Genomic DNA, 12,633 nt, shown 5'->3' with positions numbered 1-12,633 from the left:
TGGTGAGCCCGCAGCCCGCCACGACGGCGAGCGCGGCGGCGGACACCCCGGCCGGCCGGAGGCGCGCCCGGCGCCTCACCGGTCCTCCCGAAGGCCGCGTGGACCAAGCGAGAGTTCGGCCAGCGAGGCCAGCCAGTCCACCAGGAGCGCCAGCGTCACCGTGAGGACCGAGCCGAGAACGAGCACCGGCATCCGCCTGCTGGTGACCCCCGCGGTGATCAGCACACCCAGACCGCCGCCACCGCAGAACACGGCGAGGGTAGCGGTGCCGACACAGAGCACGAGGGCGGTGCGGACGCCGGCCAGGATCAGGGGCACGGCGAGCGGCAGCTCCACCCGGAACAGCACACCCCACGCGGACATCCCGATGCCCCGGGCCGCCTCCAGCAGCTCCGGATCGTTGCCCCGCAGGCCCGCCACGGTGTTCGACAGCACCGGCAGGACCGTGTAGGCGACGATGCCGATGAGCGCCGTCCCGCTGCCGACGCCCAGCCAGACGACGAGCAGGGCCAGCAGGCCGATCGCCGGGGTGGCCTGGCCCATGTTCGCGAGTGTCAGGACCAGGGGAGAGGCGCGGCGCAGCGCCGGACGGGTCAACAGGACGCCCAGCGGAACCGCGATGATCAGGACGAGCAGGGCGGACGCCGCCGTCAACCGCACGTGTTCCCGAAGGGCCTCCGTGACCCTGCCGTCGGCCAGGGCGTTCCGACTCAGCGGGTCCAGCTCGGCCTGCCTGAACCACAGCCAGGTCGCCATCAGGGCGATGGTGACCACGGACGGGACGAGGATCAGCCTCGGCCACGTGACGCGCGGTGGCGCGGCGGCGCGTCCGACCGGTTCGGGGGTCCGACACGCCGTGGCGCCGGCCGGCGGGTCGCTTCCCCGGGCGGTGTCCGGCCCGCCGCCTCCGGGAGCGGCCGGCGCCACGGCGGGGCGTTCGCCGCGCGGCGGTCGGGTCCTGGCGGGCGTCGTCCCCGAGGTCGGCCGTTCGGAGGGTTCGGAGGGGGCGCTCACGTCGTACTCCCCTTCCCGGGGCGGTTCCGCCCGGTCGCGCGCCGCGCCGCCTCCCCCGGGCCGCGTTCCCACAGGGCCCGCGCCGACGCCGTCAGCGTCCCGATGTCGATCACGCCGAGGTACTCGCCGCGCGGCCCGGTGACCGCCACCCGACCGGAGTCGTCCCGTACCACCGCCTCCAGGGCGTCCCGGAGAGAGGCGTCCGGGGTGACCGTGTCGCCGACCGGTCGTCCGGACTCTCCCGGCGGGCGTCCGTCCGGCGGCGGAGCGTCCGCGCGCAGCCAGGCCAGGGGGCGCCGTCGTCGGTCCAGCAGCAGCAATCCGGCGGTGCCGGCTTCGCGGAGTCGGTCCCTGAGACGCCGCGGGGGTTCGTCCTCCTGCCCGGTCGCGCACGCGCTGAGGGGCACGTCCCCGACCCGCGCCAGGTGCAGCCGCTTCAGCACGGCGCCGGCTCCCACGAAGCCGGCGACGAACGCGTCGGACGGGCGGGCCAGGATGCTCTCGGGGGTGTCGAACTGGGCGACCCGGGAGCGCTCGCGCAGGACCGCGATCCGGTCGCCCAGCCGGATCGCCTCGTCCATGTCGTGGGTGACGAAGACGATCGTCTTCCGCAACTCGTCCTGGAGGCGGATCAGCTCGTCCTGGAGGTGCCCCCGGGTGACCGGGTCGACGGCGCCGAAGGGCTCGTCCATCAGCAGCACCGGCGGGTCGGCGGCCAGCGCCCGGGCGACGCCTACCCGTTGACGCTGCCCGCCGGAGAGCTCCCTCGGGTAGCGCTCCCGGTACTCTCCCGGGTCGAGCCCGACCAGGTCGAGCATCTCCGACACCCGTGCGGCGATCCGCCGCCTGTCCCAGCCGGCCGTTCGCGGCACCAGGGCGACGTTCTGGGCCACCGTCAGGTGCGGGAAGAGCCCGGAGGACTGGATGGCGTACCCGACGCGACGGCGCAACCGCACCGGGTCCATGCCGGTGACGTCCTCCCCGTCGATGCTGATCCGGCCCGCCGTCGGCTCGATCAGACGGTTGATCATCTTCAGTGTGGTGGACTTGCCGCAGCCCGAGGGGCCGACGAGGACCACCGTCTCCCCGGCCTCGATCCCCAGCGAGACGTCCTCGACGGCCGGTCGAGGGCTGTCGGGGTACGTCTTGGTGAGGCCGCGCAGTTCGATCGTGACGCCGCCGGCCGCCTCGCCCGGCGCGCGCCCCGAGGATGTCGGCCCGGGTGGCCGCCCTCCCGCGCCGGCGGGTCCGCCGCTCCGGGACGTCTCAGACACGAATCCCCCTCGACACGGTCAGCCGTCCGACCAGCACGTACCCGGCGTCGAACAGCAGGGCCAGCACCACGATGCCGAGCGTGCCGGAGAGCACCAGGTGGAGGGCGTTGGCACTGCCCAGGGAGGCGAGCCCGCGGAAGATCTCGTTGCCGAGACCGGGCCCGGAGACGTAGGCGGCGATGGCGGCGATGCCCATGAGCAACTGGGTGGAGACACGGACACCGGCCAGGATCGCCGGCCAGGCCAGCGGCAGCTCCACCCGGAGCAGCCGCGCGCCGGGCGACATCCCCGCCCCGGTGGCCGCGTCCACCAGATCCGCGTCCACCGCCCGCAGGCCCACGACGGTGTTCCGGACGATCGGCAGCAGGCCGTACAGGGTCAGCGCGATCACGGTCGGCGGCACCCCCAGGCCGACCACCGGGACGAGCAGGCCGATCAGGGCCAGCGACGGCACCGTCAGCACGGTCGAGGCGGTGAGTGTGGCCAGGTTTCCCGCCCACGCCCGGCGGTAGGTCGCGGCGCCGACCAGCACGCCGATCACCGTCGCCGCCGCGACGCACTGCAGCACGGCGGAGGCGTGCTGGAAAGCGTCGGCGAGCAGTTGCGCGCGCCGATCGGCGACGAAGCCCCAGAAGCCCATCCGCGACTCACCTCCGGGAGGCCGGCCCCGTCCGCGACCCTAGTCGCGGCGGTCCGTCGCCGCCTGTTCGACCAGCGGGATCACCCGCAACGGCACCGGGTTCTCCATCACGATCGCCGTGGCGGCGCGGACGATGCCATCGAACCCCACGACGCGGTCGATCACGCGCTGGAGGTCGGCGTTCGAGCGGGCCACCAGCCGGCACAGCATGTCCCCGGTCCCCGTGGTGGTGTGCAGCTCCAGGACCTCGGGAACGCCCGCCAGGTGCGCTCGCACGTCGGCTCCCTGGCCCTGGCTTATCTCCAGCGTGGCGAACGCGGTGACCGGATAGCCGAGCGCCGCCGGGTCCACCTCGGGACCGAATCCCCGGATGACTCCGTTCGACTGAAGCCGGTCCAGGCGCGCCTGGACCGTCCCGCGCGCCACGCCCAGCCGGCGGGACATCTCCAGCACCCCGATCCGCGGTTCTCGTGCCAGCAGCCCGATGATCCGTCCGTCGAGTCGGTCGATCGCCACATCCGCCCCTTCCCGGTTGGTCATCCTGTACAGAACGCCCGCACCGGCCGGGCCCCCACTGGGCAGGATGCCCAGCGAAAGCGCGAACTATTGCGCACCCTGCGGGTCCGGGAGAACCTGCCGCCATGACCCAGACCACACACCGCGCCCCCGACACCGCACGTCAGGCCGACCCCTTCCCGGTCAAGGGCATGGACGCGATCGTCTTCGCCGTCGGCAACGCCAAGCAGGCCGCGCACTACTACTCGACCGCCTTCGGCATGCGGACGGTCGCCTACCGGGGTCCCGAGAACGGCGAACGGGAGACCGCGAGCCACGTGCTGGAGAACGGCTCGGCCCGCTTCGTCCTCACGTCGGTGATCAAGCCGACGACCGACCGGGGGCGCCGCCTGGCCAGACACGTCGCCGAGCACGGTGACGGCGTCGTCGACCTCGCCATCGAGGTCCCGGACGCGCGGGCCGCGTTCGCCCACGCCGTGGCGCACGGCGCCCGCGCCGTGGAGGAGCCGCACGAGGTCGAGGACGCGCACGGAACCGTGGTCCTCGCCGCCATCGCCACCTACGGCGAGACCCGCCACACCCTCGTCGACCGGTCCCGGTACGACGGGCCGTACCTGCCCGGTTTCGTGGCCACCGCCCCCATGGTGGAGCCGCCCGCCGAACCGACCTTCCGGGCCGTGGACCACTGCGTGGGCAACGTCGAGCTGGGCCGGATGGACGAGTGGGTCGGGTTCTACAACCGGGTCATGGGCTTCACCAACATGAAGGAGTTCGTGGGCGACGACATCGCCACCGAGTACAGCGCGCTGATGTCGAAGGTGGTCGCGGACGGCACCCTCAAGGTCAAGTTCCCGATCAACGAGCCCGCCGTTGCCAGGAAGAAGTCCCAGATCGACGAGTACCTGGAGTTCTACGGGGGCGCGGGCGTCCAGCACATCGCCCTGAACACGGACGACATCGTGCGGACCGTGCGGACGATGAAGGCGGCGGGCGTCTCCTTCCTCGACACGCCCGACTCCTACTACGAGGACCTCGGCAGTTGGGTCGGAGAGACCCGCGTCCCCGTCGACACGCTGCGCGAACTGAGGATCCTCGCCGACCGCGACGAGGACGGGTACCTCCTGCAGATCTTCACCAAGCCCGTGCAGGACCGGCCGACCGTGTTCTTCGAGATCATCGAGCGGCACGGCTCCATGGGCTTCGGCAAGGGCAACTTCAAGGCCCTCTTCGAGGCGATCGAACGCGAGCAGGAGAAGCGCGGCAACCTCTGAGTGAGCGGGGGCCCGCCGGCAGCCCGTCGCCCCGTCCGGCCCAACCGGCGGCCCGCGGGGTTCACACGGGCCGCCGACGGTGCGAGCCTGGGGGTGTGAGCAGTGTCGCAGCGGGCCCCGTACCGGCCGGCGCGGCGGAGGGACGTCTCGTGCGGCTCCTGCGCGAGGGCGTCCCCGCCGGGGCCGTGATCACCGATCCCGACGTCACCGTCGCCTACGCCCGTGACATGGCCGGCCTCTGCCCCTCGGGCACCCCCGTCGCCGTCGTCCTGCCCCGCACCGTCGATGAGGTCCGGCACGTGCTGCGGACCGCCACCGAGTGCCGCGTCCCCGTCGTCCCCCAGGGCGCTCGCACCGGCCTGTCCGGGGGCGCCAACGCCTCCGACGGCTGCCTCGTGCTCTCGCTGACCCGGATGGACCGCATCCTGGAGATCAGCCCCACCGATCGCGTCGCCGTCGTCGAGCCCGGAGTGGTCAACGCCGCGCTCTCGCGGGCGGCGGGCGAGTACGGCCTCCACTACCCTCCCGATCCCTCCAGCCGGGACACCTGCACCATCGGGGGCAACATCGCCACGGCTTCGGGCGGGTTGTGTTGCGTGAAGTACGGTGTGACCGCCGAGTACGTCCTCGGGCTCGACGTGGTGCTCGCCGACGGCCGGTTGCTGTCCACCGGCCGGCGCACCGCCAAGGGGGTCGCGGGATACGACCTGACGCGCCTGTTCGTCGGGTCCGAGGGTTCCCTGGGCGTGGTCGTCCGCGCCGTGCTGGCCCTGCGTCCCCGACCGCCCGAACAGCTCGTCCTGGCGGCCGAGTTCGGCTCCACCGCGGCGGCCTGCGACGCCGTCTGCCGGATCATGACGGCCGGACACACCCCGGCACTCCTCGAACTCATGGACGGGACGACCCTGCGGGCGGTCGACGCCCTGACGCGGATGGGGTTGCCCGGTTCCACGGAGGCTCTCCTCCTCGCCGCCTTCGACACCCCCGAACCGGCGGCCGAGATCGGTGCCGTCGGAGCGCTGTGCGAGGCCGCCGGGGCCACCGCGGTCGTTCCCGCCGACGACGCGGCCGAGTCCGAACTGCTCCTGGGGGCGCGTCGGATGTGCCTGCCCGCCCTGGAGGCGCTCAAGGGCACCACGCTGATCGACGACGTGTGCGTGCCGCGATCCCGGCTCGGGGAGCTGCTCGACGGCGTCCGGCGCGTCGCCGACGCCCACGACCTCGTCATCGGTGTCTGCGCGCACGCGGGCGACGGCAACGCCCACCCCGCCGTGTGTTTCGACGCCGACGACCCCGAGGAGACACGGCGGGCCCGCGCCTCCTTCGACGAGATCATGGCGCTCGGCCTGGAACTGGGCGGCACCATCACCGGCGAGCACGGCGTGGGCGTCCTGAAGAGGGAGTGGCTGGCGAGGGAGTTGGGGCCGGTCGGGGTCGAGACGCAGCGAGCGATCAAGAAGGCGTTCGATCCGCTGGGCATTCTCAATCCGGGCAAGCTGTTCTGACCCTCGGCCGGCCGCACCGCCGTACCGCGCGAGGCGCCGGGCGCGTGCCGGCGGCCACGGTGACCGAGAACGACCGGAAAGGGGCGGGTCCGCCCGGACCCGCGATGCGGAGCCCGGCCGTCTGGTAGATGTGGACCCCGTGTGAGGCGGGTGTCGGTCGGTGGCCGGGGAACGCCGGTCCGCCCGGCGGCGAACCGGCTCGTCCCGCACCGCGAGAGCCTCGTTCCCTCCCGGTCCGAAGGCCGGTGTACACGAAGGAAGGCCTTGATGAGCGCCCCAACCCCGGCCCCGGGCGAGGACGGCCCCGGCGAAGGGTTCTACCCGGATCCGTCCATCCCCGGGTACGTCCGCTACTGGAACGGCACCGCGTGGGTCCCGGGCACCAGCCGCCCCGCGCCCGAGACCGGTGAACGGCTCGCTCCACCGTCCCCCGCCGGGCTCTTCGTCGAGGAGACCGGGCCGCACTTCTTCGACGAGGATCCGGTGGTGGACGGGCCGGTGTCCGCTCCCCGCGACGGGGACGCCGTCGGGCCCGGAACCCACCGGGGGGCGGAGGAGGGTCGCTCCGGCGACCGCCCGCCCCCGGTCGCCGACCCTCGCGTGCCCCACCTGCCCGCCCCGAGCCGGCCCGTGTGGCCGGAGGCCGGGAGCGCCCGGGAGCACGGCGCGCGCGGTGTGGCTCCGACGGGCCGAGCGGCGCCCGGCACCGGAGACCCGCGCCACGCGGACCTCCCCGCACCCGCCGGTGCCTGGCCGGCGGCTCCAGAGCCGGCCCAGGGGCCCGCGGGCGGACACCGGGCGTCGGCACCCTCCTACACCGAGGAGCCCGGGGAGGGCGCCTTCCCGCCCCGGCGGCAGAGCGCCGAGACCGACCGGCCGGGCGGCTCGGCCGACGCTCCGCCCCCTCTCCCGCCCGCTCCTCGACCCGCCCCGGGGACGCCGCCGGCCGCCGCCGGGGCGGGCCCCGGCGGTCCAGGGTTCGGCGCGGGGAAGGCCGCCGCCGAACGCGCGGCCGGCTCGGCGCCTCCCGGCCGGGCCGCCGCCGCGCCCCCGGGCCCCGCCGTCGTGCCGCCCCGGTCCGCCGGGCACCCGCCGGCGGAGGCCGCTCTCGGGCCGTACCCCGGTGGGGAGGGCGGCGGGCAGGCCTCCTGGGCGCAGCAGGTGCACCGGCTCGCCGGGTCGGGCGACGGACCGGCGCCCGCGGGTCGGCGGCCCCCCGCCGACGACCCCTTCCAGGCCGCCGCCCGGCGCATGGCCGCCGCACGTCCGGCGGGCCTCGGCAGACGGCTGGTCGCCCGACTCCTGGACACCGCCGTCGTGGGGGTGGTGACGGCACTGGTCGCCGTGCCACTCGGGATCCGCGCCCTCGACCACCTGCACGGCAAGATCGACGCCGCGAGGCTCTCCGGGGAGACGGTGACGGTCTGGTTGCTCGACTCCACCACCGGCACGTACCTGGCCATCGTCCTGGCGGTCCTGCTGCTCTTCGGCGTGGGCTACGAGGCGGTGCCCACCGCCCGGTGGGGCCGCACCCTGGGCAAGGCGCTGCTGGGCCTGGAGGTTCGGGACATCGAGGGACACCGCAATCCGTCGCTCGGCGCCGCCGTGCGCCGCTGGCTCGTCTTCAGCGTGCCGGGTCTGCTGGTCTTCGGGGTCGCGGGCATCGTGTGGTGCCTCTTCGACCGCCCCTGGCACCAGTGTTGGCACGACAAGGCCGCGCACACCTTCGTGGCCGACGGCCGATAGACCGGCGGCGGACGTGTCGGACCTCGGCCGGCGCGGGCGCCGCCGACGCGGTCCTTGTCGGTCGGACCGGCACCGGGCGCTCCGGCGAGTGAGGGCGCGGGGCGGCCTGGCGCGCGGTGGAGCGGGGTCCCTCGGACGGCGGCGCGCCGGATGCGGCGCCGTCGGGTTCGCGGTCGACTCGGGCCATGAGCAGCGAACCGCACCCGGAACCGGGTCGACAGGGTCCGGACGACGACCCGTTCAGGAAGCGGCAGCCGCCTCCCGAGGGCGAACAGGGTGCCGACGGCGGTCGCGCGGCGGAGGCCGGTTCGGGCTCGCCCTATGACGCCCCACCGTCGTACGCCGGCGGCCCCTACGGTGGGCCGCCGCCCGGCGGCGCGGGCCCCGGGGACGACCCGCTCGCGGGGATGGCTCCGCTGGCCGACAGCGGCCGGCGCACGCTCGCGCGGATCGTCGACATGGTCTTGGTCGGCATCGTGGTCTGGCTGCTCAGTTGGGCGTTTCACGTGACCGACTACCGGCTGGACAGCCAAGGGGTGGCCGCCGCCCGTTCCTTCGGACAGGGGCTGATCGCGGCGGTCCTCTACATCGCCTACGACACGATTCTCACCGCCCGCCGAGGACAGACCCTCGGCAAGCGGTGGCTCGGCCTGCGCGTGGCCGACCTCGCCGACGGGGCCACGCCCTCGACCCGGACCTCCCTGATCAGGGCCGCGGTGCTGTGGATCCCGTTCGCCTTCTGCTGCGCTTGTCTGTGGACGGCGTTCTGCGGTGGCTGGAGCTTCTTCGACAAGCCCTACAAACAGGGGCTGCACGACAAGGCGGCCAAGACGGTGGTGGTCAGCGTCCGTTGAGTCGGCGGGACCGCCGCACGGGCGGTCCCCGGGGCCCCAGGGTCAGGCCGCGCGCTCGCCCCAGCGACCTTCCCGCGCGCCCGGGGAACCGCCGAGCTTCGCGCCTCCGACCGGGTGTCCCGGCTCGGCTTCGGTGGTCGAGGCGGCCGGGGCCCGCCCCGCTCCGGGCACCCGCAGGGCGACGACCAGGCCGAGGACCAGCGCCAGGACACAGGAACCCGCGACGAGCCCGACCCCCGCGCTCCCGGCCGAGGCGGCCTCCGCCACCGAGAGCAGGGCGACGGCGGAGAAGATCACGGTGCACGAGCCGTAGGCGTACTGGGCGACGCTCGGGCGGGGCATGGCCATGGTGTCCTCGGCAGACGTGGTGGGGGGATCGGGGCGACCGGTGTCGCCGTCCGCTGACTGGACGGCCGACCGGCTCTCGTGGGCTGCATGCCCGAGTGGGGCCGATCGTATGCCTCCGGCAATCGACGGCGTCGACGCACAGGGGGCGCACGGAGGCACGCACCGACCGATCCACCCCGCCGTCCGGTCGCGCGAGGCGGCGGGGCGGAGCGCGTCCCATAGTCCAGTTGACCTGCTCAAGTCAAGGTCTGGTTTTTCGGGCGAACCTCTTGTCAAATGTCGTCACTTGAATACACGCGTGGTTCACGCGTGCGCGGATTCTGTACCTATCTGACCCCCCACCGCGCATGCGCACGCGGGGGAGGATCTCAAGTGAGAAGACGAAACTGGTCGTTCAGAGTGGCGGCCACCGCGGTGGCGCTCGCCGCCGCGGGCGCCACGATGTCCGCCGCCGGCGTCGCCCAGGCCGCCGCTCCCGCCCTCCCGCCGGCCGTGGACGGCCACGACGGCGACCCGCACCCGGAGAAGGGCGGGCACGCCCACGACCTCGACGGTCCGATGAGCCGGACTCAGGAGGCCCAGCGTGAGGAGGCCCTGAAGCAGGTCATCTCCGGCGATGCCGAGGTGAAGGAGAAGGACGGCTCCAAGGTCGTCGAGCTCAAGAGCAAGCGCGGCGAGCCCAAGTACGTCGAGCTGGGCCGGGAGAGCACCGACAAGATCTTCACGATCCTCGTCGAGTTCGGCGACGAGATCGACAGCCGCTACGGGGGGACCCCGGGCCCGCTGCACAACCAGATAGCGGAGCCCGACCGGGCGTCCGACAACTCCACCGCCTGGCGGGCCGACTACGACCGCGGGTACTACCAGGACCTGTACTTCGGCGAGGGCGAGGGCGTCGACTCGGTCAAGACCTACTACGAGAAGCAGTCCTCCGGCCGCTACTCGGTCGAGGGCGAGGTCTCCGACTGGGTGAAGGTCCCCTACAACGAGGCCCGTTACGGCAACAACGCCTGCGGCCAGAGCAACTGCACCAGCGTGTGGAACGTCGTCAGCGACGGCCTGGACGCCTGGGTGGCCCAGCAGAAGGACGCCGGCCTCACCGACGCCGAGATCGAGGCCGAGGTGGCCCGGTTCGACGAGTGGGACCGGTACGACTTCGACGGCGACGGCGACTTCAACGAGCCCGACGGCTACATCGACCACTTCCAGATCGTGCACGCGGGCGAGGACGAGTCCGCGGGTGGCGGCGCCCAGGGCACCGACGCGATCTGGGCCCACCGTTGGTACGCCTTCGGCACCGACGCCGGCGCCACCGGTCCCGAGGAGAACCGCCTCGGCGGAGCCCGGATCGGTTCCACGGACGTGTGGGTCGGCGACTACACCGTGCAGCCGGAGAACGGCGGCCTCGGCGTCTACGCGCACGAGTACGGCCACGACCTCGGCCTTCCCGACCTGTACGACACCTCGGGCGGAGGCGAGAACTCCACCGGCTTCTGGACCCTGATGTCCTCCGGCTCCTGGCTCGGCACCGGCGGTCAGGACATCGGCAGCCTCCCGGGCGACATGACGGCCTGGGACAAGTTGCAGCTCGGCTGGCTGAACTACGAGACGGCCGAGGCCGGCACCAAGTCGCGTCACAAGCTGGGTGTCGCCGAGTACAACACCAAGCACGCGCAGGCGCTGGTCGTCGAACTGCCGGAGAAGGAGGTCACCACCGAGATCATCCCGCCGGCGCAGGGCGACACGCAGTGGTGGAGCGGCAGCGGTGACGACCTGCGGAACACCCTCACGCGCACCGTGGACCTCACCGGGGCGTCCGCCGCGGAGCTGACCTTCGACGGCTGGTACGACATCGAGGCCGACTACGACTACCTCTACACCGAGGTGTCCACCGACGGCGGTGAGAACTGGACGGCCCTCGACGGCACCGTGGACGGCGAGCCGATCCCGAGGGACGGCAGCGACAAGCCGGCCCTGCACGGCACCCTGGAGGGCCACACCCCCTTCGCCTACTCCCTGGACGCGTACGCCGGCCAGGAGATCGACCTGCGCTTCCGCTACCAGACCGACGGCGGCGTGGCCCAGCAGGGCTTCACGGCCGACGCGATCACGGTGACCAAGGACGGCGAGCCGGTCTTCAGCGACGACGTCGAGACCGCCGACGACGCCTGGCGGGCCGACGGCTTCTCCCGGGTCGGCGCCTCCTTCACCAAGGACTACGCCCAGTACTACATCGCCGAGAACCGGCAGTACGTCTCCTACGACAAGACGTTGGAGGTCGGTCCCTACAACTTCGGGTTCGCCTCCCGCCCGGACTGGGTGGAGCACTTCGCCTACCAGAACGGCCTGCTGATCTGGAAGTGGGACACCTCGCAGCTGGACAACAACACCAGCCAGCACCCGGGAACCGGCCTGGTCCTCCCGGTCGACTCCCACCCCACGGCGATGACCTGGTCCGACGGGTCGTTGATGCGCAACCGGATCCAGAGCTACGACGCGACGTTCAGCAAGTACCGCACCGACGGTATGACGCTGCACTCGGCCGACGAGGCGCGACTGATCCCCGGGTCCAGGGGTGTGTCGGTCTTCAACGACCGCACCCACGACTACTACGACGAGTCGAACCCGACGGGTGGCGTCAAGATCACTGACACCAACACGAAGATCCGGATCCTCAAGGAGGCCCGGAACGGCTCGACGATGGAGCTGCTGGTCGGCCCCGCCGGGAGCTGACCCGAGTCCTAGCAGGTCAGAGCATGATCGGCGGTGACCCCTGGCGGGTCACCGCCGATCCGTGTTTAGGTGCCTCATGTGGTCCTGTTATTGACACATGTATCGACACCGACCGACACGGGGGTCTGACCGTATGGCCGCAGGAGGCTTCTGCAAGCTGCCGAACGGCACCGTCGTCGTGGCGCTGAACCTGCCCGGCGCCGCAGCGGACCGCCCCGCCGGTGTCCGGGTGCTGGTGCACGCCCGCAACCGCGCCCGAGCCCTGACCAGGCTCCACAACCTCGGTCTGGGACCGATCTACCTCAGGGGCAACGCCGCCCCGCCCACGCCGGACGAGGTCACCGCGGTCCTGCACCACCCGGACGGCCTGATATGGCGCACCGCGCCCGTCGCCGGGGTGGCGTCCGCGCAGGAGCTGTGGCACCCGATCCGCGCGCTTCTCCGCCCGCCCTCCCCGCCGGCCCCGCGGCCTCGGGCAGCCCTGGGGGAGTCGACGCGACGGGCGAGTCCGGCGACCCCCGCCCCGGGGCCCGCTCTCGGCGGCGGCACCACCTTCGGGACGCGCCCGAGTCGGTCCGCCCGGTAGCGGCCGGCCCTCGGGCGTCAGCTCCGAGCGCCGGCCGTCGCACCGCTCACCCGGGTGCGGCGGCCCGAACGCTTCCGACGGCCCTGCCTCGGTCCCCTCCGACACACCCGAATCCAGCGGGTCGACAGGGCCCGGAAACCCAGGAG

Annotated in this window: 10 protein-coding genes and 1 pseudogene; 6 read left to right on the top strand and 5 right to left on the bottom strand. The window is 73.2% G+C overall.

The features are described from left to right. Positions 1 to 75: 75 nt before the first annotated feature. The 4 genes from JEK78_RS07245 to JEK78_RS07230 all read right to left on the bottom strand — a co-directional run bounded on the left by JEK78_RS07245 (position 76) and on the right by JEK78_RS07230 (position 3,468). Complete coding sequence (locus tag JEK78_RS07245; protein ID WP_242483293.1) at positions 76 to 1,014, bottom strand: ABC transporter permease; 939 nt, start codon at positions 1,012 to 1,014, stop codon at positions 76 to 78. Continuing rightward, positions 1,011 to 2,183, bottom strand: a complete 1,173-nt coding sequence (locus JEK78_RS07240; protein ID WP_242483375.1) for an ATP-binding cassette domain-containing protein — start codon at positions 2,181 to 2,183, stop codon at positions 1,011 to 1,013. Before JEK78_RS07240 ends, JEK78_RS07245 begins: the two co-directional genes overlap by 4 nt. Before the next feature lie 97 nt (positions 2,184 to 2,280). Next, positions 2,281 to 2,928, bottom strand: coding sequence for an ABC transporter permease (locus JEK78_RS07235; protein WP_200263280.1), 648 nt, complete (start codon positions 2,926 to 2,928; stop codon positions 2,281 to 2,283). Between the two features lie 39 nt (positions 2,929 to 2,967). Then, positions 2,968 to 3,468, bottom strand: a complete 501-nt coding sequence (locus JEK78_RS07230; RefSeq protein WP_200263279.1) for an Lrp/AsnC family transcriptional regulator — start codon at positions 3,466 to 3,468, stop codon at positions 2,968 to 2,970. Between the two features lie 101 nt (positions 3,469 to 3,569). On the opposite strand from JEK78_RS07230, the gene hppD reads away from it, so the two are divergent. From hppD to JEK78_RS07210, 4 genes are all read left to right on the top strand, one after another. After that, the gene (gene hppD, locus JEK78_RS07225; protein WP_200263278.1) at positions 3,570 to 4,715 is read left to right on the top strand and encodes a 4-hydroxyphenylpyruvate dioxygenase; all 1,146 of its coding nucleotides are present in this window, start codon (positions 3,570 to 3,572) and stop codon (positions 4,713 to 4,715) included. A 149-nt stretch (positions 4,716 to 4,864) separates the two neighbouring features. Further along, positions 4,865 to 6,220, top strand: a complete 1,356-nt coding sequence (locus JEK78_RS07220) for an FAD-linked oxidase C-terminal domain-containing protein (RefSeq protein WP_242483374.1) — start codon at positions 4,865 to 4,867, stop codon at positions 6,218 to 6,220. A 267-nt stretch (positions 6,221 to 6,487) separates the two neighbouring features. Continuing rightward, the gene (locus JEK78_RS07215) at positions 6,488 to 7,966 is read left to right on the top strand and encodes an RDD family protein (RefSeq protein WP_200263277.1); all 1,479 of its coding nucleotides are present in this window, start codon (positions 6,488 to 6,490) and stop codon (positions 7,964 to 7,966) included. Between the two features lie 185 nt (positions 7,967 to 8,151). Beyond that, entirely contained in the window at positions 8,152 to 8,820 is a 669-nt protein-coding gene (locus JEK78_RS07210) for an RDD family protein (protein ID WP_200263276.1), read from the top strand. Positions 8,821 to 8,862: 42 nt separating this feature from the next. Here JEK78_RS07210 and JEK78_RS07205 read toward each other — a convergent pair whose 3' ends face one another. Further along, positions 8,863 to 9,162 carry a hypothetical protein gene (locus JEK78_RS07205; protein ID WP_200263275.1) on the bottom strand — a complete coding sequence of 100 codons (300 nt, stop codon included), beginning with the start codon at positions 9,160 to 9,162 and terminating at the stop codon, positions 8,863 to 8,865. A gap of 378 nt (positions 9,163 to 9,540) precedes the next feature. On the opposite strand from JEK78_RS07205, the gene JEK78_RS07200 reads away from it, so the two are divergent. Together JEK78_RS07200 and JEK78_RS07195 are read left to right on the top strand one after the other, a co-directional pair. Further along, entirely contained in the window at positions 9,541 to 11,901 is a 2,361-nt protein-coding gene (locus JEK78_RS07200; RefSeq protein ID WP_200263274.1) for an immune inhibitor A domain-containing protein, read from the top strand. Between the two features lie 133 nt (positions 11,902 to 12,034). After that, positions 12,035 to 12,355: pseudogene (locus JEK78_RS07195) on the top strand (hypothetical protein); the annotation flags it as partial. Positions 12,356 to 12,633 lie beyond the last annotated feature (278 nt).

It is taken from the genome of Streptomyces sp. HSG2 (genome assembly GCF_016598575.1).
GTDB lineage: Bacteria > Actinomycetota > Actinomycetes > Streptomycetales > Streptomycetaceae > Streptomyces.
The sequence above is the reverse complement of the archived record's forward strand: the minus strand, read 5'-3'. Positions and strand labels throughout refer to the sequence as shown.

Excerpts from the sequence above, each read along its gene's own strand:
- JEK78_RS07210 (WP_200263276.1), top strand. The coding sequence starts at position 8,152 with ATGAGCAGCGAACCGCACCCGGAACCGGGTCGACAGGGTCCGGACGAC.
- JEK78_RS07230 (WP_200263279.1), bottom strand. The coding sequence starts at position 3,468 with ATGACCAACCGGGAAGGGGCGGATGTGGCGATCGACCGACTCGACGGA.
- hppD (WP_200263278.1), top strand. The coding sequence starts at position 3,570 with ATGACCCAGACCACACACCGCGCCCCCGACACCGCACGTCAGGCCGAC.
- JEK78_RS07235 (WP_200263280.1), bottom strand. The coding sequence starts at position 2,928 with ATGGGCTTCTGGGGCTTCGTCGCCGATCGGCGCGCGCAACTGCTCGCC.
- JEK78_RS07205 (WP_200263275.1), bottom strand. The coding sequence starts at position 9,162 with ATGCCCCGCCCGAGCGTCGCCCAGTACGCCTACGGCTCGTGCACCGTG.
- JEK78_RS07215 (WP_200263277.1), top strand. The coding sequence starts at position 6,488 with ATGAGCGCCCCAACCCCGGCCCCGGGCGAGGACGGCCCCGGCGAAGGG.